Genomic DNA, 22,979 nt, shown 5'->3' on the forward strand with positions numbered 1-22,979 from the left:
TTAAGTCTATATTAAAAGTTTAATATTGAATAATATGCAAGTCTTTTATTACAAAATCATTCCATTTTTAATTAAGTAAATTTACCCATTAAAATCCTGTCTATTTTTCAGCCATTTCTCCTATTTTATCTTATTAATCTTCCTTAAGATGAAATTAGATTTTTACTGCCTTACTTCTTTTTTCGACAATGGAGTCGTCTATGAAAAAGTTTATTGTTTTAATCGCTGCTTTTATTTTACCGACTATGGTATTTGCAGAAACAGTAGAAATAGCAAATATGAAAGCATCACCAGCGCAAACGGATATCATTTTTGTATTAGATAAAAGTGGTTCAATGCAAGGATATGAAAAGGATACCATTGGTGGATTTAATACCATTTTAGCTGAAAATAAAAATCGCCCGGAAAAAGTCTATATCACCACGATTTTATTTGATAGTAAGGCTAAAAAATTACATAACCGTATTGATATTAATAAGATAGAAAATTTAACTGCTAACGACTATTTTGCATCAGGTAATACTGCACTGTTAGATGCTGTGGGAAATGCTATCACAGAAGGGAATAAACCAAATTCACCTTATAAAAATGTCATGATGGTGATCATTACTGACGGCGAAGAAAACAGTAGCCGTGAATATTCACTAGAAAAAGTAAAATCATTAATTACCTCAGCAGAAAAAGAGAAAGGCTGGGAGTTTATCTTTCTAGGTGCTAATTTTGATGCGATAAGTGCAGCGGAAAGTATTGGTATTAAATCTTCTAACTCAACTCAATATATTCAAGATGCCAAAGGTTATGGAAATGCCTATGAGTCGGTTAATAAAGCTGTTCAGTCTAAAATTGAAGGTAAAGAGTTAAATGAAGATTGGAAAGCTTCTGTTGAGCAAGATTATAAAGAGCGTAAATAAGTCATCTGAGCTAACAATGTAGCCAAAAAATGTAATTAATAAGCGTATCTAAAAAATAATAGCCGAAATATCGGCTATTATTTTTATCTTCTAAGCTCAATAAGCAATTAATTAATCACTTTAGCCTTTTCTCTTTCAGCTGTAATTTCAGCGATACGCATGATCACACTCACCGCTGCTTCCATACCTTCTAAAGAGATAAATTCATGCTTACCATGGAAATTATAACCGCCAGTAAAAATATTAGGGCAAGGTAATCCACGATAAGAAAGTTGAGCACCGTCTGTACCACCACGAATAGGCTTGATATTTGGCTCAATTTCACAATCAATCATTGCTTGTTTGGCTATTTCAATAACGTGTGGGAATTGAACAACTTTATCATGCATATTGTAATAGCTATCATCAATCGTTAGCTCAATATAGCAATCAGGATGTAGACCTTTACCGACTCTCTCAGCAATCGCAATCATATTCTGTTTGCGTTTTTCAAATAAGTTACGATTAAAATCACGGATAATATAATGCATTTCCGCTCTTTCTACCGAGCCTTTGATACTTTGCAGATGGTAAAAACCTTCATAACCGTCGGTATTTTCTGGTGTTTCATCGACAGGTAATTCTTGATGAATACGCGTTGCTAATCCTAATGCGTTAACCATCACCCCTTTTGCACTACCAGGATGAACATTGTTACCTACAATTTTGATATTTACGGATGCGGCGTTGAAGTTTTCATATTCCAGTTCGCCAACACCACCGCCATCAACGGTATAAGCCCAGCTTGCACCAAATGCTTTTAAATCTACATAATGCGCGCCACGCCCAATTTCTTCATCAGGGGTGAAAGCGATACGAATATCCCCATGAGGTCGATTCGTTTCTTTTAAGCGCACCATCGCAGTAATAATTTCAGCGATACCCGCTTTGTCATCCGCACCCAGTAATGTTTTGCCATCCGTCGTAATTAATGTCTTACCAATCATTGAATGTAAGATTGGGAACATTACTGGTGATAACACTTCATCACCAATACCTAAAGCAATATCACCACCACGATAATCTTCAAGAACTTGTGGTTTCACATGTTTTCCTGAAAAGTCAGGAGATGTATCAAGATGTGAAATAAAGCCAATAACAGGCACTGGCCAAGATACATTGGATGGTAAACTTGCCATTACACATCCCTTGTCACTGAGCGTCACATCAGAAAAACCCAGTTTTTTTAATTCTTGAGCCAATGCTTTAGCTAGTTTTAATTGTCCATCACTGCTTGGTGACATTTTTGAAGATGGTTTTGATTGTGTATCAAAATTAATATATTCAAAAAAACGTTCTAATAATTTATCCATTTTGCCCCCTAAGATCTCTCTAAGAACAATAATAGGGAACTCTATAAAATAATTATTGCGTCAAATCAGCTTTAGGATCATTAATTAATTCAAACAATTTATGAACATATTCATCAACTACCTGACTTGCGGGGCCATAATGTTTCTCTTCAAACTGGCTTTCAACCAAACTAGGTTCAAGATTTAACTCAACAGTGTGAGCGCCTGTTAACCGAGCTTCATGGACAAAACCTGCTGCTGGATAAACATTTCCAGATGTACCAATAGAGATAAAAATATCGGCTTCAGCCAAAGCGCGATAAATCTCTTCCATGCCAATTGGCATTTCACCAAACCAGACAATATGAGGGCGTAATGGTGATGGGAATTGGCAACAATGGCAACGATCTGTTGTTTCTAAGTCCCCTTTCCATTCAAATACTTGGCGAGATTGAGGGCAACGCACTTTTAGCAATTCACCATGCATATGCAAAATATGTTTACTACCTGCTTTTTCATGCAAATTATCAATATTTTGAGTCACCAGCAAAAAATTCTCTTTGCCTAAACGTTGCTCTAGTTTCGCTAATGCATAATGCGCTTCATTTGGCTGAATAGAAGGTTGTTGCAATTGGTGCCGACGTTCATTGTAAAACTGCTGAACCAATTGAGGATTGCGTTGATAACCTTCAGGTGTTGCAACATCTTCAACGCGATGCTCTTCCCACAATCCATCTTCTGATCGGAATGTTTTAATTCCTGATTCAGCCGAAATGCCAGCCCCTGTTAATACGACAACTTTGGGTAAATTCATTTCATGTTCCGTTTTATGGGTTAGATGAAAATAGCGACAACGTGAATGTTGTCTACGTAAATTCTTAATTTTACGAAACTTCCTAAGCCGACGATGACGAAGTTTAAGTTTCATCATTACAATCCTTGGTTTTCAAATTTAAATATCGCGTTTCTTATCTTCACTAGTTTAAGCGTTTTTTCTTCTTTGTATGTCAATAAACTTATTGTCCACTTAAAATTCTTGCAGGATCTAGTTTAGTGGCTCGGCGAGCAGGATACCAACTTGCAATCAGGCTTAAGATCACAGTCGTAATAAATACAGATAAAACGTCAATTAAATGAACTTCTGAAGGTAGAAAATCAACGAAATAAACATCGCCAGACAACACACTATGTCCTGTTAATGATTCAATAACAGATACTAATGGCGTTAAATTATAAGCAACCAATACACCAAATATCACACCAGCGATACAGCCAATCATGCCTGATAATAAGCCGTACCATAAAAAGATATTACGAATATGGCTATCTCGTGCGCCTAATGTTCGTAAAATAGCGATATCACTACTTTTATCTCTTACCGCCATAATCAGCGTTGAGACAATATTAAAACAAGCGACACCAATCACTAAGATCATCGATAAATACATAATGCTACGGATCATCTGAATATCGCTATACATATAGCCATAGTCACTTATCCAGCTTTTTGCATAGACATATTCTTTGCTGTTTAAACCTGCATTATGAATAATTTCATTAGCGAAAAAAGGATCTACCGTTTTTACTTCAATCCCAGTAATGCCTTGCCCATAATCCATATATTGCTGGGCATCCGCTAAAGGAATTAACGCTAATTGATGATCGAGCATACCACTAAGTTTAAATATGCCACTGACTTGTAAGCGAATACGTTTAGGCTGTAAAAGTTTAGTTGGATCATCATTATTAGGAATTAATACGGTGAGCCAATCATCCTGTTTGATTTTTAGTGCATCAGCAACTCCTTGCCCGATAATAATTTGTTGCTTACCTGCCTTAAAATCTTGCCATGCATTGTTTTGGACATATCGAGGTAACAAGCTGATATCACTTTGCTTTTCAGGTGAAACACCCATAACTTGCACTGCCTTTAACTCTGTTCCCTTTTCTAACAATCCAGTGAGTAAAACATAAGGAGCAGCAGCGACAACACCTTGAGTATTCTCAATACGAGGTAATGCGGATTGCCATTGTACAAATGGCTGCTCTACTGAATAAATTTGCCCATGAGGCACCACCGATAAAATGCGATTTTTTAATTCACGCTCAAATCCATTCATGGCACTTAGGCCAATGATTAAGACAGCAACACCAAGCATAATGCCCAGTGTTGAAATAACTGAAATTAAAGAAACCATTCCCGCACGTTTTCGTCCTCTTGAAAAACGTAATGCGGTCACTAATGCAAGTGGCAATTGCGCCATTATTTCACTCCTGAAATTGCGTTTTGTGACTGTAGTTGACCATCTTTCATTTCAAGTTGGCGCTGAAAACGAGCAGCCAGTGATAAATCATGTGTGACGACCAGAAAAGCGGTTTGTTTTTCTCTGTTTAACTTAATCAACAATTCGAAAATCCCTTCTGCATTTTTCTGATCAAGGTTACCTGTCGGTTCATCAGCAAGAACTAATGCGGGATCGTTTACTAATGCTCTTGCAATCGCAACACGTTGTCTCTCACCACCAGAAAGCTCTGAAGGACGGTGATGAGCGCGATCTTTTAATCCAACCGCTTCAAGTAAAGACATCGCTTTTTCTTTCGCCATTGAAGCGCTAGTACCCCCTATCATCAGTGGCATAGCAACATTTTCAAGCGCTGTAAAATCAGGTAATAGATGATGAAATTGATAAATAAAGCCCAATTGGCTATTACGCAGATCCGCTTTTTCAGAAGAGGATAATTTATTAAGCGATTGTCCTTTAAAAAAGACTTCACCTGATGTTGGAGAATCGAGTCCACCCAATAAATGTAATAAGGTACTTTTTCCTGAACCTGAGCTTCCCACTATGGCAAGAAAATCACCCTTATCCATTTTAAAAGAGACTGATTTCAACACTTGTGTGGAAATAGAACCATCTTGGTATTGTTTACATAGGGCGTGGCAATCCAGTAAGCCATCTTCGTTAATTTGCATTTGTTTTTCTGATGCCATTGGCTGTTTATTTAAAGAAGAATTACTCATAACGTAGCGCCTCTGCTGGCTGAATAGCCGCGGCCCGCCAAGACGGGTATAAAGTGGATAAAAGGGAAATGATAATAGCGGAGAAACCAATCATAAAGACGCGTCCCCAATCAAGTGTTGCGGGTAATTCCACACCTTGGGGGATAAGTCCTACTGCTGGCATAATGACGTTTAGTTGGCTTGAGAGTAATGCGCCTAAAAGTCCACCAGCTACCGCCCCTAAAATACCTGCACCTGCACCTTGTAGCATAAAGATGGACATAATCTGAGAGCGTTTTAAACCCATCGTTTGCAAAATAGCGACTTCTCCTTGCTTTTCCATCACTAACAAAGAAAGTGAGGTAATAATATTAAAAGCTGCCACTGCGATAATTAAGCTTAATAATAATCCCATCATATTTTTTTCCATTTTAACAGCTTGGAAAAATTCACCTTTACGTTCACGCCAATCTCTCCAACTTAGATTTTTATCTAAAGGCTGCGCACTGTATTTTTCGATATTGAGAGGATCAGAGAAGAAAAGACGCCATCCGGTAATATTGCCCGGCTGATAACGCATTAAACGTGCTGCATCTTGCTGATTCACTAAAATTTGTGAAGCATCTGCATCACCATTACTTTGGAAAATACCTTTAACGGTAAATAACCGTTGGCTAGGTAATCTTCCCATTGGCGTTAATTGGCTTACACTTGGCACAATAAGGCGAATGTTATCCCCCTCTTTTGCTTTTAACTGTTTAGCAAGGCCACTTCCTAAAATCACACCATAATCGCCCGCTTTCAGCATAGAAAAATCGCCATAACGAATATGTTTCGTTAAAGGCTCATCTTGCTCTTTTTCTATACCCAGCATGACACCAACGCTGATATTGTCTTTACTTTGCAAAACAACATCGCCTTCTACTAAAGGGGTAACGTTTATGATACCTTCACGCGTTAGTAATCTTTCAGCTATATTTGGATCTCGGGGTAACTGCCCGTTAGGTGATGTCACGATTGCTTGTGGAATGTAAGCAAGAATGCTTTCTTGCAATGAACGTTCAAAACCATTCATGACAGAAGTCACTGTGATCAGTGCCGCTACACCTAACATAATACCTAAAGCGGATAGCCATGAGACGAAGCGACCGAACTTATCGACCGCACGACCCCGCATATAACGGAGCCCTATATAAAATGAGACAGAATTGTACATGAAATCTGTGCTGTTCCTGTTGCTAATGCGAAGTGTTCAGGGATAATAAAGGGTAGTCTTACTGAATGGAACCACTCTATTCCCAAACTGTGGTTTTTTCTTTTATCTTAACCTGCCCGCCAGTTTAAGCTTTAGCCATTAAGCTAAAGATGTGTTGGGAGTTAACTACAACAAAGAGTTCACATTACACGCTTATGCCCTCAGAATATCGTTATCAACTTCCTATAAAACAAGGGGATACTCGTCAGCTAGGTCAACTGACTGGTGCCGCTTGTGCTCTAGAATGTGCAGAGATCATCAAACGTCACTCTGGATTAGTCGTTCTTGTTACTCGTGATATGCAAAATGCATTACGTTTGCAAGATGAAATCCGTCAGTTTTGTGATTATCCAGTAGAGACATTATCGGATTGGGAAACACTGCCATACGACAGTTTTTCACCTCATCAAGAAATTATCTCAAACCGCCTTTCTACGCTATACCGTATTCCATCACTTCTCAAGGGAATTTTAATCTTACCTGTCAATACGTTAATGCAGAAAGTCTGCCCTACTGATTATCTCGCAAGTCATGCGTTGGTAATGCAAAAAGGAGAGATACTTTCTCGTGATAATTTGCGTAAAACATTAGATGAAGCGGGATATCGCCATGTCGAACAAGTTTTAGAACATGGGGAATATGCAACGCGTGGTGCATTATTAGACTTATTTCCGATGGGAAGTGAATTTCCTTATCGTATTGATTTTTTCGATGATGAAATAGATAGCCTGCGTACTTTTGATGTCGACACACAGCGGACATTAGCAGAAGTTGATCAAATTAATTTACTGCCTGCCCATGAATTTCCAACAGATGCAAATGCGATAGAAATATTCCGTAGCCAATGGCGTGAACGGTTTGATGTAAGACGTGATCCTGAACATATTTATCAGCAAGTAAGTAAACACATATTGCCAACGGGAATTGAATATTGGCAATCCCTATTTTTTGAACAGCCTTTATCTAACTTATTTGCCTATTTCCCTAAAAACACATTGATAGTGACGCAAGATCTGCAAGATTTTGCAGAAAAATTTTGGCAAGACATCAATCAACGTTTTGAAAGTCGTCGCGTTGATCCTATGCGACCATTGTTACCACCGGATGATATTTGGCTGAATGTTGATAAATTTAATAAAGAATTAAAACAGTGGCCTCGTATTCAACTTAAAACAGAAACGTTGCCAGAAAAAGCTGGACAGACCAATTTAGGCTATCAACCTCTTCCTGATTTATCGATTAACGCTCAAAGCAAGTCACCTTTAGATAACTTACGCCGATTCCAAGAACAATTTTCAGGCAGCGTGATTTTCTCTGTCGAAAGTGAAGGTCGACGCGAAACCGTACAAGAGCTTTTATCACGGATAAAAATAGCACCCAAGCAGATCATTGAATTATCTGACGCACAAGAGAAAGGCTTTTACTTTATCATTGGTGCTGCGGAACATGGCTTTATTGATAGTCATCGCCAGTTAGCCATGATTTGTGAAAGTGACATGTTAGGTGAGCGAGTTAATCGTCGTCGCCAAGATAATCGTCGCGCTATTAATACGGATACCTTAATCCGCAATCTTGCTGAATTAAGCATAGGACAACCTGTTGTTCATCTTCAGCATGGTGTTGGTCGCTATCAAGGTATGACAACCCTAGAAGCGGGTGGAGTTAAAGCTGAATACTTAATGTTAAGCTACGCAGGTAATGACAAGCTTTATGTTCCTGTTTCATCACTGCATTTAATCAGCCGTTATTCTGGTGGTGCAGATGAAAATGCCCCACTACATAAATTGGGTGGCGATGCATGGGTAAGAGCACGTCAAAAAGCGGCTGAAAAAGTACGTGATGTCGCAGCCGAGTTATTAGATGTTTATGCTCAGCGTGAAGTAAAAACAGGCTTTGCCTTTAAAATGGACAAAGAGCAGTACCAATCTTTCCGCCAAAGTTTTCCTTTTGAAACAACGCCTGATCAAGAAATGGCTATCAATGCGGTACTTAGCGATATGTGCCAAGCTATTTCAATGGATAGACTCGTCTGTGGCGATGTCGGATTTGGTAAAACAGAAGTTGCAATGCGCGCCGCTTTTCTTGCAGTTAACAATAATAAGCAAGTCGCCATTTTAGTACCAACCACCTTATTAGCTCAGCAACATTTTGATAATTTCCGTGATCGTTTTGCTAATTGGCCCGTTAATATTGAGATGATCTCGCGTTTTCGTAGTGCAAAAGAGCAGCAACAAATCACCGAAAAACTGGCGGAAGGAACGATTGATATTGTGATTGGTACACACAAACTCCTTCAACCAAATATTCAATGGAAAGATTTAGGGTTATTAATTGTCGATGAAGAGCACCGCTTTGGTGTTCGTCACAAAGAGCGTATCAAAGCTATGCGCGCAAATGTCGATATTTTAACACTAACCGCAACGCCTATTCCTCGTACACTGAATATGGCAATGAGTGGCATGCGTGATCTTTCTATTATTGCAACACCACCAGCGCGTCGCTTATCCGTGAAAACATTCGTTCGTGAATATGATGATTTAGTGGTGCGTGAAGCTATCTTGCGTGAAACCTTGCGTGGCGGGCAAGTTTATTACTTGTATAACGATGTTGAAAATATCGAAAAAGCCCGCGAGAGACTCGCTACACTCGTTCCTGAAGCGCGTATTGGTATTGGTCACGGGCAAATGCGGGAACGTGAACTTGAGCGTGTGATGAATGATTTCCATCATCAGCGTTTTAATGTGTTACTTTGCACCACGATTATTGAAACAGGTATCGATATACCTACTGCAAATACCATTATTATTGAACGAGCAGATCATTTTGGTTTAGCGCAATTACATCAATTACGTGGTCGTGTAGGTCGTTCTCATCATCAAGCTTATGCTTATTTGTTGACGCCACATCCGAAAGCAATGACAAAAGATGCTCATAAGCGTTTAGAAGCGATTGCTTCGCTGGAAGATCTGGGTGCAGGTTTTGCATTAGCAACTCATGACTTAGAAATTCGAGGTGCGGGTGAATTACTAGGTGAAGAACAGAGCGGTCAAATGAATACCGTTGGTTTCTCACTTTATATGGAATTGCTAGAAAGCGCCGTAGAAGCACTGAAAGAAGGTAGAGAGCCATCACTTGAAGATCTCACCAATCAACAAACTGAAATTGAATTAAGAATGCCAGTCTTGTTGCCTGATGATTACATTCCTGATGTAAATGTCAGACTTTCATTCTATAAACGAATTGCTAGTGCTATCGACTTAACAGAGCTTAATGATCTAAGAGCCGAGTTAATTGATAGATTTGGTAAATTGCCTGATGCCGGACGTTATCTACTGCGTAATGCCGCTATTCGCTTAAGTGCGATGAACTTAGGTATCACCCGTATTGAAGCGCATGATAAAGGCGGCTTTATCGAGTTTGGTGAGAAAAACAAAGTCGAACCAGGCTATTTAATCAGCTTACTTCAAGAGCAACCAGCAATTTTCCGCTTGGATGGCCCATCAAAACTGAAATTTATTACAGATTTAACTGAGCGTGAAAAACGACTCACTTTTATTGATGATATGTTAAGTGCATTTGATGAGCATAAAATAACCGCGCTCTAATGGTTATTGGATCAACAAAAAGGCGTAACTGAAGTAACTTCATTACGCCTTTCTTTTTATATCATTAGCTTTATTCTTTGCGACAAGGTACTTTTTCATTCATAGAACAATAAGGTTCTTGTTCTAAAATCAGCCTACCATCAGAATCTAATGCAATTACTTCACCGGGTTTAAATGTAGTTCGTACTTTGCCCGGTGTTCCACCGATAGTATAAAGCACATCATAACCCACAACTCGGCGCTCTTGACGATAAATTGGAATGCACTCTTTAAATTGAGGATAAGGGAAATTAGCAATATTGCTGTTATTAAGTGCTTCAATCATATAAAACACTCGACACTCTTGCTCTGCTGGGTGAAATCGTGACAATTTTTCTGGTGTAAAGGGGGTAGGTAAGCCAATTCGATGACAATACTCTTCTGTCACAAAAACGGTCGATTTAATGGGCGTCGCCGAAACGACATGAGCGTATTGAGGCTGGGGAAATACCCACCTCCATGCAATAAATGAAAGAATAGCTAATACAATGATTAGTCCTATTAGTGTGTACTTTCTGGCATTAACACCCACTTTTACCCCTTTTTATTTGTTTTATCCTTAATTGCTACAGATGCGTAATAAAAGCCACTGTTTCACTCTAACTGGCTAATATATTTAGTATTCAATAAATGAACTCTCTGATCTGTAGCTTAATTCAACATCCATGCTGATTAACATAATAAGTAAACTACGTATTTATGACATGTTAAATACACCACTTATTTCTGTTTTAATTACTTAATTAAATAAATACGGACTACATTCTTAAGATTTACACATTATATTAAGATTGATCTTAATTTATTTAGCTAAAAAAAAGAAACTGCTATGCTATTTATAATATAGCATTATGATAACACCAAGTTAACAAATGTCGCCTAAAAATAGGAGGTATTTCATATTTAACTCATATTATAAAATTTGATTTTAAGATCTGTAAAATTATTTTACCCACTTAAATACGAGTAAAAATAACAAGTTAAACTTATCTCTAATAATTTTCACTTATTATCTTTCTAATACAAGTCTACGAAACACCATAACATTTTATTTGATGAATTAATGAATTAAACATCATTTTTTTATTTAAGAAAAGTCTTAAATAATTTAGCGTAATAAATAAAAACAATACTATCTTTAATATTACAAGTTTAACCTTAATAATAAAATTATATTTATCATTGTTCTATTGAGCTTTAGAGTTATTGGTTATTTTCGATATAAACAGATAAATCATCTAGTGCTTTATGCTAAGATTATTTACCTTGTTTAGATATTCTCATTTAATTATTTAATTTAAAAGAAAAAATATATAAAAAACCCTCATATAATATGAGGGTTTAAAAAGGTAACTTTTGTCTTATCTACAAAGCAAAAGATAAATTAATGAAGTTTCAGCTTAGGTCTAATCACTCGATTGATTGATCCTACTAGCATCATAAGCCCTGTTTTGATGTAACCATGCAAAGCAATCTGATGCATTCGATATAAAGAGATATAAACAATCCGCGCAATGCGTCCTTCGATCATCATGTCCCCCTTCATCAAATTCCCCATCAAACTACCTACAGTACTGAACTTAGAAAGTGAAACGAGCGAACCATGATCGGTAAACACATAATCTTTTAGCGGTTTATCTTTTAACATTGCCAAAATATTGCTGTAACAACGACTTGCCATTTGATGAGCGGATTGTGCTCTTGGAGGAACAAATCCCCCTTCTTTTCGTGGACAAGATGCACAGTCACCAATCGCAAAGATAGACTCATCTAAGGTTGTTTGTAAGGTGGGTTTAACAACTAACTGATTAATACGGTTAGTTTCTAGGCCAGCAATCTCTTTCATAAAATCAGGCGCTTTAATACCTGCTGCCCACACCATTAAGTCAGCATCGATATGCTCACCTTCTTTGGTGTTTAATCCACCGTCATCTGCGCTTGTGACCATAGTTTTGGTCATCACTCGCACGCCTAATTTTGTTAATTCTTGATGTGCAGCACTAGAAATACGTACTGGTAATGCAGGTAAGATGCGTTCTCCAGCTTCAACCAACGTAATATTTAATGCTGAAGGCGCTAATTTTTTTAATCCATAACTATTAAGCTGGCGTACTGCATTATGCAATTCAGCCGAAAGCTCAACACCCGTAGCACCACCACCCACAATCGCAATATTTACCTTACGATTTTCTTCTTGTGCATTGGTATCTGCTGAGTATTTTAAAAACAAATTCAACATTTCGTTATGGAAACGATGTGCTTGCTGCGGACTATCCAAGAAAATACAGTTTTCTTTAATGCCTGGAGTACCAAAATCGTTTGACTTACTGCCTAATGCCATCACTAAAATATCGTAGTCTAACGTGCGTTCAGGTACGAGTAGCTCTTGCTCTTCATTATAAATAGCAGCCAGTGTGATGTTTTTCTGTTCGCGATCAAGCCCTGTTAATGAGCCTAATTGGAAATTGAAATGATGGTTATAACCGTGTGCTAGGTAACTTAAAGCATCAATACCATCATCTAAAGAACCCGTTGCCACTTCATGTAGCAGAGGTTTCCATAAATGGCTGTTGTTGCGATCCACTAAAGTAATTTCTGCTTTTTTGCTGCGTCCTAATTTATTGCCTAATTTGGTCGCCAGCTCTAAACCACCCGCACCACCACCGACAATAACAATTTTTTTTAATGACATTTAACGTCACTCCATAAAGATATTTACTGTTGTTATTTAAATAGCCTTAGTGAAATCTACTTAAATAACGACAGTTAAATCGTTTCGGCTGTTATTTTTGTTCTTAAGCAAGTTAATTGGAAAGATGGTCATACCAAAGTTGATTTATATCAAAAATATTTGAATATTCATATCTATTTTTTGAAGAATATAGTCGTTTTTTGCCTTTGAGTGATGAATAAATCACCATTAAAAATACAGAGGCATTAGTTTTTATAAATAAATACAATGGATTAACATAATAAGAACAAAGAGGACTGTTAAAATCAGTCGTGATAATTGAAATGATAAAATAAAGGATCAAAACAAGTGTTGAAAAGAGATAGGTGGAAAGGACAGTATGAGCATTTTAGCTACATTAGATAAAAAAATGGATGGAACAAGCGCCATCCATTTTAAACACATGACTTTAGTCTTAGTTTTTGCTATTAAACGCTTTAATTTTAAATAGATGCTCAGAGAGGCTCTTAAATTTATGCGTTTGCACTTCATCCCAAATTACAGAGTAATAAGGCGATAATTCATCAGCAGAACGCTGATTATCTAAAACCTCATCATTACGGGATAAAATCACTAAAGCGTTATCTTTGTTTTTAGAACGAAAATCTTTAATACATTTCGTTGCAATATCTAGATATTCTTCAGGTCTGTCGATCTTGTCTGTCATGTTTTCGTAAGGAAAAAGATTAGGGTTAATCATTACCTGACGAATATTACATAAGAAACCAATACGCTCTGCCCAATATCCACCTAATCCTACGCCGCAAATTAATACGGGCTCTTTCGTGGATTTAATCACTTTATCCGTTTCTTTCAGTAAGTGTTGCATGTCATGACGAGGATGCAACGTACTGTAGCTTAAAAAACGCACATCAGGATCAATAAACTGTAGCTGTAAAACTTTCTCATGATTTCCAGGACTTGTGGAATCAAAACCATGTAAATATATAATCATGCTCGCTCCTGCCATTGCTCCTGTAATTGGGTCAGCAACTGATTCGCTTTTTTCCAACGATCAGAGGTTTGTAGCTCACTCAATGTGTAACGACCTCGGTGATGGTACAATGTGGAAATGCGTTCTGCTTTGACAGAGGACAGGTTATCTAACACACTCACCGCCCCTTTTCGGTTATTACACACTAAAAGCATATCACAACCAGCATCTAGTGAACGTTGTGCCCTTTCTGCGTAACTTCCCATAATAGCAGCACCTTCCATCGATAAATCATCAGAGAAGATAACGCCTTGGAAGCCCAATTGTTCACGTAAAATGGATTTCAGCCAGTACGATGAGCCACTTGCAGGGCGCTCATCAACCTGAGAATAAATAACGTGAGCTGGCATAATGGCATCTAATAACTGGCGTTGAATAAAATCTTTAAAAATAGACATATCACGTTGGCGAATATCATTTAAAGAGCGATCATCACGAGGCGTTTCTTTATGAGAATCCGCTCTTACCGCACCATGACCTGGGAAATGTTTGCCTGTTGATTTCATGCCAGCAGAGCGCATACCTTTAATAAAACTCTCAGCCATTGTCATAGCAACTTCAGGTGAATCATGGAAAGAACGCTCACCAATGGCAATACAGTTATGACCTAAGTCGAGTACAGGCGCAAAACTGATATCAATATCCATAGCTATCATTTCTGATGCCATTAACCATCCCGCTTCTTGTGCTAAATGGCTCGCTTGATAACCTTCATTTAATGCCGCATAAGATTGAGCTGCCGGTATGCGTGTAAAACCATCACGGAAACGCTGTACTCGTCCCCCTTCTTGGTCTACTGCAATCACAAGGCGCTCATGAGATGCATCACGAATTTGGCGAACTAATTCATTTAATTGTTCAGCATCGTGGAAGTTGCGGGTAAAAAGGATTAATCCACCGACAAGAGGATGTTTTAAAATTTCACGCTCTTCACTATCGAGTTCATATCCTTCAACATCAAGCATTACCGGACCCATAACATTCCTCTCTTTGTAATTGTGACAAGATAATATCTTTAATTCGTCAGACTGAAATAGTGACGTAAAGGTTCAGACATTATTAAAAATGATCCATCTTTTGTTTGTTGCCAACGAACTTCATACCACATTAGCATCATATAAAAAATGAATGGCTCTCTTGAAAGAATACGCTCTCTCAACTCCCGCACAGAAGAAACATCCGTCTCTTTGGCTTGAGCATAATGGCAATGATACGAACAATAATAATCTAAAAACATATTTTGCTGCGATTCATTGAGTTGATTTGTTGCAAAGAACGTCATTAACGAATCCGCTGTATCAATATCTGCGGCATATTCCCAATCAATAAATTTTATACCGGAATTACTAAGAAGAATATTCTCAACATGCAAATCCATGTGAGCAGGCGCGTATTTTATGAGATTGCATCGCGGTTGGTGTAAAAAATGTTGATGTAAACGTAACCATTTAGCAGATAAACGTTTTCTATCAATACCCTGCCAATAAACTAATAACTCATGATTTAAGTTGAGGGGGAAACCTAACGGTGTGTGTTGATGAAGCATGGCTATTTTTTCAGCCAGCGGTTTTAAATAAGTACTAAAAAGTGATTGGTGGGTTAAATGTTCACCCTGTAACCAATAAAGAAAAAACCACTCTTTATAATGGGTGGCAACTTTAGGTGATAAATCAGATCCTGAAAGCTGTTTTAAAATGGCAAATTCTTTTCTTCCATGTACATGAAGCGCCCTTTTTTCATCACCATAATAGCGAGCAACCCAATCTATATCTGCACATTGCACGCGAAAAGCACCACCACCTGATCCCTCTAATGCCGTAATTTTCCATTTACTTAATGCCGTTGCAGGGAAAAGCGCTTGCAAGGCATTAAGTAAACTTGAGTAATGCGGATCACTCAACCTGATGGCGTCCATTCCAAAGAATTTCACCAGAAGAAACTGACATTAGCTGCATACTGATCACACGGTTATCTTTTTTACCATCAACCGTTGAGAATAAAATATAATCAGCTTTTAAATAGCGGGCTAAACCAATCGCTGCACTACGAAGACCTAAACTATCCTCACCCGATAAACCAAGTGCTTTTCGTGCTGATACCATTTGTGTATAAGACACGGTTTGCAATGCACTAATACTATTAACTGATTCAATAATGGTATTGGTTGCATTTACCGCTTGGATATTCCCGCCTGAATTATTTTTAACACTATCAACAACGATAAGCTTACCCGCTTCTAAATCACCAGTAACAGCCATTTCTCTAATTAAAGGAGTGACAGCAGCATTCCAATTAATACTCGTGATTTTAGGTGGTGTTGGCACAACTTCAATCGGTGGCTCTATGGGTTTAGGCTGCTCTACTGGCTCGGTAGGCGTAACTGGCCCAATAGGCTCAACAGGTACTGGCGGTTGTTGTGGCAACATGGATGGGCAACCTGCTAATAAAAATACAGACATCGCCACAAATAGAACTCTTTTCATGCTCGCGTTACCTTATCCTAAGTAAAGAGATAAACTCTGACATAACTAATAGTCTTATCTGGTATATCACCACTAATTTCGGTATCACCATCACCAAGAATAGTCACATCATTTACATTTCCAGCAGGGGAAACTTCAAGCCCTTGTTCGTTATACCAATAAAAACGATAACGAATAGAGACTGGGTAAGGTTGTGTATTTGATAACATGACTGTCGCTTTTGTACCATTAGCATGGTATTCAATAGTTGGCTGACCAGCAACAACGCCTACAACTAATACCGAAGGCTCCATAATAATAGCCTGCTGACGATTGAAATAGAGTTTATTCTCTGAATGAGATGATAAACATCCTGAGAGCAATATCGTCATAAACACAGCGATAAGTAATGAACAAATGGCCTTACCTTGTCTTATCATGTATTACTTCCTGTTATCCTGCTGTTTGCATTATATCCATTATTGGCTTAATAGTGGCCCTAATGGCTTTCCGCCAAGCAAATGCATATGAATATGAAAAACTTCTTGTCCACCATGTTTATTACAGTTCATCACCAAGCGATAACCGTCTTCAGCAATACCTTCTTGTTGTGCAATTTTTGCAGCAACAACAAAAAGGTGTCCTAATACTTGTTCATCTTCCGCAGTAACATCATTTACAGTAGGAATAAGTTTATTGGGAATAATTAAAATATGAGTGGGTGCTTGAGGTGAAATATCACGAAATGCGGTCACTATATCATCTTGAAAAACGATATTAGCTGGGATTTCACCACGAATAATTTTACTGAAAATTGTTTCTTTTGCCATTTCCATCACCTTATTATTTATTTTAATTCCTGATTAATTCTATTAAGCAGGTAAGTTTTGAATATGAAAGAGCTTAGCAAAGTTACGCGTTGTTTGTTGCGCTAACTCTTCAACACTCACCCCTTTTAAGACTGCCATATACTCTGCAACATCACGGACATAAGCCGGTTGATTTTCTTTCCCGCGATGAGGAACTGGCGCTAAATAAGGAGAGTCTGTTTCGACTAAAATTCTATCAAGAGGAACGATACGAGCAGCCTCTCTGATTTGTTCAGCATTTCTAAATGTCACAATGCCAGAAAAAGAGATATACATTCCAAGATCAAGCAATGCTGTTGCAGTCTCTTTATCTTCTGTAAAGCAATGCAGAACACCGCCACAATCTTGAACTTTTTCTTCTTTTAAAATAGATAATGTATCTTCGCGAGCACTGCGTGTATGCACAATAACGGGTTTATTAACTTGACGCCCAATACGAATATGCTCACGGAAAATTTCACGTTGTAGTACCGCATTTTCTTGTTGGTAATAGTAATCTAGCCCTGTTTCGCCTAAAGCCACAACATCAGGAGCGGCAGCTAAACGAGCTAATTCTTCAACATCATGACCTTCGTCTAAATTTAAAGGATGGATCCCACAAGAAAAGGCAATATTATCACGTTTACCGATTAGCTCACGCATACTCTTAAAACCCGGTAATGTGGTTGCTACTGCTAACATATATTGAACATCACGCTGCTGTGCTTTTTCGACAACATCATCAATATTTTCATGTAATTTTTCATAATCTAAGCAGTCGAGATGGCAGTGTGAATCAACTAAAAACATAACTTATTCTCATTTATCTGGTACAACTTATAGGTGTTTTTTATTACAGCTAAATCATAATTAATATATAGCTAATTAATTTTTTGTGGTTAGCTGATTTTCCCAATCTAGCAGTTGTTCTGCTAGTAATAATTCTCTATTTAATGCCGGAATGGTCATTAACTGATAACGACACTGTTTCCATCCATCAATAGTGGATAATAAAATATCCGAAGGCCATTGTGATAACGCCATAATCAATGCTTGCTGATCTTGGTTTACGCAATAGGCTTGTGCATTAGTTTGATATTTTAATGCATCAAGTAGCAGTGATAACAACCAATACAGGCGATGCTCGGCATTATCTTGATTTAATTGTGGCAGAAATGCATATAAATCACGTTGTTGTATGCTGCTGTATAACGTTTGGCAAAAAATCTCTCTTTCTTTCCACTCATTTTTCAATAATGAAAGCGCCAAAATCGGAGCGTTCTGCGATAAGTTCAATGCTGTCACACTATTCGCATAAGGTATGTTTGGTAATTGTTGCTGTAACCAGTGTGTTGCGTATTGAAGATCCGGCGTTGCTAAATGGTAATAAAAACAACGACTACGCAATGTTGCTAATAAAACTTCTGGTTGCTGACAATTCAGTAAAAAATAGGTGTTTTTAGGCGGCTCTTCTAACGTTTTGAGTAATGCATTTGCAGCCGCTTCTGTTAACGCTTCAACGCCTTTTATCCAAACTACTCTAAAACCACTTTGCTGAGCATGATGCTCCAACTTTTCAGTGACTTTTCTTACTGCTTCAATACCAATCGAAAGCTTACCCTTCTCGCTCTGTAAAACATGCCAATCAGGGTGTGTTTCAGCAAGCATCAATCGACAGCTATGGCATTCATTACAACTTTTTAATCCCTGTTTATTCTGGCACATTAACCAACGACTTAATCCATAAGAGAGTGCTTCTCCTCCCATGCCTTCTATCGCATGTAAAAGCAAGGCATGATGACCACGCCCTTCTTGATACATGCTAATAAGTTGTCGATATGCCTGATTTAGCCAAGGATACCAATTCATAGTGATTTATTTTCCTGTTGAACAAGCCACGCTATTAATGTTTGACGGATATCTGCTTGTACTTTTTCAATTTCTTGAGAGGCATCTATCGTGATAATGCTGTCATCATCTTTAGCTAATGCTTGATAACGTTCACGAGTACGATAAAAGAAATCCATTGACTCTTTTTCAATCCGGTCTAGCTCACCTCGAGCACGCGCTCTAGCAAGGCCAATAGCAGGATCTAAATCAAGATATAAGGTTAAGTCAGGGCGAAAATCACCAAGGACCGTATTACGAAGTGACAACATAAGATCTTTATCTAAGCCGCGTCCGCCGCCTTGATAAGCTTGTGAAGAGAGATCATGTCTATCACCAATAACCCATTTACCATCCGCAAGCGCAGGTTTTATCACGTTTTCTATAAGCTGAACTCGTGCTGCGTATAGCATCAATAACTCTGCTTTATCCGTGACTTTTTCACCCTCAATACCTTGTTTAATAAGTTCACGTAATTTTTCGGCAAGCGGTGTGCCACCCGGTTCACGAGTAAATGCTAGGTTAGTGATACCTTTGTCTTTTAGGGTATCAATAACCGTTTGGATAGCACTGGTTTTTCCAGCGCCTTCAAGTCCTTCAATTACAATAAATTTACTGTTGTTCATAATTATCTTTGTTGTAAGCGTCGATATTGTGCGACGGCTTTATTATGTTCATTGAGTGTGGTTGAAAATTTATGACCACCCGTTCCATCTGCAACAAAATAGAGATAACGAGTATCCGCTGGATGTGCAGCAGCTCTAATTGAAGCGACACCCGGCATTGCTATTGGTGTTGGCGGTAAGCCATCAATTTGATACGTGTTATAAGGTGTATAACCATTTAAATCACTACGATAAATCGTGCCTCTATATTTATCACCTAAACCATAGATGACCGTTGGGTCGGTCTGTAATCGCATGTTAGTTTTTAATCGATTAACAAAAACAGACGCGACTTTTGTTCTTTCAGCATCAATGCCCGTCTCTTTTTCAATAATTGATGCCATGATAAGCATTTCATAAGCCGATTTATACGGTAAGTCACTATCGCGTTTAATCCACTCTTCTTCTAATGTTTTTTCCATTTGCTGGTAGGCGCGTTTTAAAATTGCGACATCTGTCGTACCAGCGGTGTAATGGTATGTATCAGGTGCAAACCAACCTTCTAGATTAGAAATCTCTGGTTTTATTCCTATTTCTTCACGTAACTTATCACTATCCATTGTGTGTGCGACAACGGCAAGTTGAGGCGCTTGCTCAAAAATAGATTGCCAATCCTTTAAGCGACTTCCTTCAATAAAACGGATTGAGAACTGAGCTTCTTTACCGCTTTTGATAAGCAGTAAAACATCATGCAATGTCATCCCTTTTGTTAAACGATAAGTACCTGCTTTAAACTGGCTTAATTCTGGTTTCACTTTTAATAAAATCTGAAAATAATCCCCTTCATTAAGCAGATTATTTTTTATTAATAGTTGCTCCATAGCAACACGCCCTGTTCCTGCTGGCACAGTCAGTAGCATTTCATCTTGTTTTACAACAATATTTTCCTCTAGCCCCCGAATATGTTGCATCATATACAATGCGATCGCACCAAGGCTAATCAGTAAGGCAAAAAAAACTATCCATACTATTTTTTTTATCTTCATTTATAACTCATTAAATTCTATTTAAGTGACAAACTGTGTTGTAAAACAACATGATAATAATCCCTACTAGGATATTGATAGCACTTATCATCTGAAAAAGTGACTTGTGAAACGGGGATCACTGGCATCAATGCATTTGTTAACCATATTTCATCAGCCTGATAAAGTGTTTCAGGTTTTTCTCTCACGATATCAATTTTCCAATGATTTTTTTCAGCTAATTGAAAAATGGATTGACGCATAATGCCATTTACCCCTGAATTAGTCAGATCTGGTGTAAAAAGCCTATTTCCTTTGCGCCAAAAAAGATTCGCTGCATTAGCTTCAATTAAATATCCTTCATTATCACACACTAAAACATCATCAAATTCTGTTTTTTCTAAATGATATTTGATAAGGACTTGTTCTAAACGATTGAGATGTTTGATCCCAGCCAGCAAAGGGTTTTGCCCTAAGGTAACAGGGCTAATACCAAGCGATACACCTTCGTTTTGCTGGTGGAGATAATGAGTAGGATAAGAGGACAGTGAGATTATTACCGTCGGTGTTATAAATCCATTGGAGGAATATCCTCGTCCACCAAAACCACGACTAATAATAATTTTAATAACACTTTTTGTTTGAGCCAGAGAAGCGATATCGATGATCTGCTTTTCAAGTTCATGCCAATTAGGATGGGGTAAAAAGAGAGCGTTACATCCTTGTTTTAAGCGGTTTATGTGTGCAGATAATAAAACGGGATCACCCTGTTCAACAGCCAGTGTTGTAAAACAGCCATCACCAAATTGTACTGCTCGATCACTGGCATCTACATTTTTTTGCTGTTGTCCATTTACCCAATACATCTAACACACCTTACATCTATGTTATTGATATCAATCTGTACATGATAAAACAACTAGCAGTAAAAGGACAAAATAAAAGACCCAGAATAATCCTGGGCCTTTAGGTATTTTTTCAACTTTCTACAAAAAACGGCTTATACGCGTTTAAAGAGAATTGAACCATTAGTACCACCAAAGCCGAATGAGTTACATAGAGCATATTCCATGTTCTCAACTTTACGTGCTTTATGTGGAACAAAATCAAGATGACAATTTTCGTCTTGATTATCTAGGTTAATTGTTGGAGGTACGATTTGATCACGCAGTGAAAGGATAGTAAAGATAGACTCAATTGCACCCGCAGCACCTAATAAGTGACCTGTCATAGATTTTGTTGAGCTAACTAATACATCAGTGCCTTTACCAAATACGTTTTCTACCGCTTGTGCTTCAGCAACGTCGCCTGCATTTGTTGATGTGCCGTGTGCGTTGATATAACCCACGGCAGATGAGGCAATACCCGCATCTTTCAGTGCATTTGTCATCGCCAGCGCACCGCCTTCGCCATTTTCTGCTGGTGAAGTCATGTGATAAGCATCGCTGCTCATACCAAAACCAACTACTTCAGCATAAATTTTAGCGCCACGGTTTTTAGCGTGTTCGTATTCTTCAAGAACAAGAACGCCTGCACCATCACCTAATACAAAACCATCACGCTCTTTATCCCATGGACGGCTAGCCGCTTGAGGATTATCGTTACGTGTTGATAATGCACGAACAGCACCAAAGCCACCCAGACCTAATGGTGTGGTTGCTTTTTCAGCACCGCCTGCCAGCATTGCATCTGCATCACCATAAGCGATAATACGTGCAGCATGTCCAATATTATGAACACCTGAAGTACACGCTGTTGCGATAGAGATTGTAGGGCCACGAAGACCATACATAATGCTTAAATGCCCTGCAACCATGTTAATGATGGTTGAAGGTACAAAGAATGGGCTAATTTTACGAGGGCCACCATTCATCATAGATGTATGGTTTTCTTCGATAAGGCCTAAGCCACCAATACCAGAACCAATAGCAGCTCCGATACGACTTGCATTGGCTTCTGTTACTTCAAGACCTGAATCCGCAATGGCCTGCACACCAGCTGCAATACCATATTGAATGAAAAGATCCATCTTACGCGCGTCTTTACGCGAAAGATTATAATCTTCGTGATTGAAATCTTTTACCAATCCAGCGAATTTAGTCGCATGATGACTGGTGTCAAAATCTTCGATAAGGCCGATACCACTCTGTCCGGCACACACTGCTTCCCAAGAAGCTTCTGCGTTATTACCGACAGGAGATAACATGCCTAGTCCGGTCACAACTACACGACGCTTAGACACGCTTATCCTCCAAGGAGGGAAAAAGTTTAGGATTAAAAATATA

General features: G+C 38.3%; 21 protein-coding genes. 2 read left to right on the forward strand and 19 right to left on the reverse strand.

The window, feature by feature from the left end; genetic code table 11:
* Positions 1 to 188: 188 nt before the first annotated feature.
* Positions 189 to 911 (forward strand): vWA domain-containing protein, encoded by a 723-nt coding sequence (locus GTK47_RS14665; RefSeq protein WP_165124458.1) that lies wholly within the window; start codon positions 189 to 191, stop codon positions 909 to 911.
* 107 nt (positions 912 to 1,018) lie between these two features.
* Here GTK47_RS14665 and pepT read toward each other — a convergent pair whose 3' ends face one another.
* From pepT to lolC, 5 genes are all read right to left on the reverse strand, one after another.
* On the reverse strand, positions 1,019 to 2,263 hold the full coding sequence (pepT, locus tag GTK47_RS14670) for a peptidase T (RefSeq protein WP_165124461.1): 1,245 nt from the start codon (positions 2,261 to 2,263) through the stop codon (positions 1,019 to 1,021).
* A 52-nt stretch (positions 2,264 to 2,315) separates the two neighbouring features.
* A complete protein-coding gene (gene cobB / locus GTK47_RS14675) occupies positions 2,316 to 3,173 on the reverse strand; it encodes a Sir2 family NAD+-dependent deacetylase (RefSeq protein ID WP_165124464.1) in 858 nt (285 codons plus the stop codon).
* A gap of 85 nt (positions 3,174 to 3,258) precedes the next feature.
* Positions 3,259 to 4,506, reverse strand: a complete 1,248-nt coding sequence (gene lolE, locus GTK47_RS14680) for a lipoprotein-releasing ABC transporter permease subunit LolE (RefSeq protein WP_165124467.1) — start codon at positions 4,504 to 4,506, stop codon at positions 3,259 to 3,261.
* The gene (lolD, locus tag GTK47_RS14685; protein ID WP_098944091.1) at positions 4,506 to 5,210 is read right to left on the reverse strand and encodes a lipoprotein-releasing ABC transporter ATP-binding protein LolD; all 705 of its coding nucleotides are present in this window, start codon (positions 5,208 to 5,210) and stop codon (positions 4,506 to 4,508) included. The genes lolE and lolD overlap by 1 nt, the downstream gene beginning before the upstream one ends.
* Positions 5,211 to 5,256: 46 nt before the next feature.
* A complete protein-coding gene (gene lolC / locus GTK47_RS14690) occupies positions 5,257 to 6,459 on the reverse strand; it encodes a lipoprotein-releasing ABC transporter permease subunit LolC (RefSeq protein WP_165124470.1) in 1,203 nt (400 codons plus the stop codon).
* A 194-nt stretch (positions 6,460 to 6,653) separates the two neighbouring features.
* On the opposite strand from lolC, the gene mfd reads away from it, so the two are divergent.
* A complete protein-coding gene (mfd, locus tag GTK47_RS14695; RefSeq protein ID WP_165124473.1) occupies positions 6,654 to 10,103 on the forward strand; it encodes a transcription-repair coupling factor in 3,450 nt (1,149 codons plus the stop codon).
* 70 nt (positions 10,104 to 10,173) lie between these two features.
* Here mfd and umoD read toward each other — a convergent pair whose 3' ends face one another.
* From umoD to fabF, 14 genes are all read right to left on the reverse strand, one after another.
* Positions 10,174 to 10,674, reverse strand: a complete 501-nt coding sequence (gene umoD / locus GTK47_RS14700) for a flagellar biogenesis regulator UmoD (RefSeq protein ID WP_165124476.1) — start codon at positions 10,672 to 10,674, stop codon at positions 10,174 to 10,176.
* Between the two features lie 852 nt (positions 10,675 to 11,526).
* Positions 11,527 to 12,834, reverse strand: a complete 1,308-nt coding sequence (locus GTK47_RS14705; protein WP_165124479.1) for an NAD(P)/FAD-dependent oxidoreductase — start codon at positions 12,832 to 12,834, stop codon at positions 11,527 to 11,529.
* A 454-nt stretch (positions 12,835 to 13,288) separates the two neighbouring features.
* A complete protein-coding gene (gene ycfP / locus GTK47_RS14710) occupies positions 13,289 to 13,828 on the reverse strand; it encodes an alpha/beta hydrolase YcfP (RefSeq protein WP_088493180.1) in 540 nt (179 codons plus the stop codon).
* A complete protein-coding gene (nagZ, locus tag GTK47_RS14715; RefSeq protein ID WP_098943356.1) occupies positions 13,825 to 14,844 on the reverse strand; it encodes a beta-N-acetylhexosaminidase in 1,020 nt (339 codons plus the stop codon). The genes ycfP and nagZ overlap by 4 nt, the downstream gene beginning before the upstream one ends.
* Before the next feature lie 38 nt (positions 14,845 to 14,882).
* A complete protein-coding gene (locus GTK47_RS14720) occupies positions 14,883 to 15,782 on the reverse strand; it encodes a phosphotransferase (protein WP_165124482.1) in 900 nt (299 codons plus the stop codon).
* Complete coding sequence (locus GTK47_RS14725; RefSeq protein WP_165124485.1) at positions 15,760 to 16,350, reverse strand: penicillin-binding protein activator LpoB; 591 nt, start codon at positions 16,348 to 16,350, stop codon at positions 15,760 to 15,762. The genes GTK47_RS14720 and GTK47_RS14725 overlap by 23 nt, the downstream gene beginning before the upstream one ends.
* A gap of 17 nt (positions 16,351 to 16,367) precedes the next feature.
* The gene (locus GTK47_RS14730; RefSeq protein WP_165124488.1) at positions 16,368 to 16,769 is read right to left on the reverse strand and encodes a YcfL family protein; all 402 of its coding nucleotides are present in this window, start codon (positions 16,767 to 16,769) and stop codon (positions 16,368 to 16,370) included.
* Positions 16,770 to 16,808: 39 nt separating this feature from the next.
* Complete coding sequence (gene hinT / locus GTK47_RS14735) at positions 16,809 to 17,159, reverse strand: purine nucleoside phosphoramidase (protein ID WP_165124491.1); 351 nt, start codon at positions 17,157 to 17,159, stop codon at positions 16,809 to 16,811.
* Positions 17,160 to 17,201: 42 nt separating this feature from the next.
* Positions 17,202 to 17,987 (reverse strand): metal-dependent hydrolase, encoded by a 786-nt coding sequence (locus GTK47_RS14740; RefSeq protein ID WP_165124494.1) that lies wholly within the window; start codon positions 17,985 to 17,987, stop codon positions 17,202 to 17,204.
* A gap of 75 nt (positions 17,988 to 18,062) precedes the next feature.
* Complete coding sequence (gene holB, locus GTK47_RS14745) at positions 18,063 to 19,046, reverse strand: DNA polymerase III subunit delta' (RefSeq protein WP_165124497.1); 984 nt, start codon at positions 19,044 to 19,046, stop codon at positions 18,063 to 18,065.
* Complete coding sequence (gene tmk / locus GTK47_RS14750; protein WP_165124500.1) at positions 19,043 to 19,690, reverse strand: dTMP kinase; 648 nt, start codon at positions 19,688 to 19,690, stop codon at positions 19,043 to 19,045. Before tmk ends, holB begins: the two co-directional genes overlap by 4 nt.
* Before the next feature lie 2 nt (positions 19,691 to 19,692).
* The gene (mltG, locus tag GTK47_RS14755) at positions 19,693 to 20,715 is read right to left on the reverse strand and encodes an endolytic transglycosylase MltG (protein ID WP_165124503.1); all 1,023 of its coding nucleotides are present in this window, start codon (positions 20,713 to 20,715) and stop codon (positions 19,693 to 19,695) included.
* A 17-nt stretch (positions 20,716 to 20,732) separates the two neighbouring features.
* Complete coding sequence (gene pabC / locus GTK47_RS14760) at positions 20,733 to 21,560, reverse strand: aminodeoxychorismate lyase (protein WP_165124506.1); 828 nt, start codon at positions 21,558 to 21,560, stop codon at positions 20,733 to 20,735.
* Between the two features lie 134 nt (positions 21,561 to 21,694).
* The gene (gene fabF / locus GTK47_RS14765) at positions 21,695 to 22,936 is read right to left on the reverse strand and encodes a beta-ketoacyl-ACP synthase II (protein ID WP_165124509.1); all 1,242 of its coding nucleotides are present in this window, start codon (positions 22,934 to 22,936) and stop codon (positions 21,695 to 21,697) included.
* Positions 22,937 to 22,979: the final 43 nt, after the last annotated feature.

It is taken from the genome of Proteus sp. ZN5 (genome assembly GCF_011046025.1).
Lineage (GTDB): Bacteria > Pseudomonadota > Gammaproteobacteria > Enterobacterales > Enterobacteriaceae > Proteus.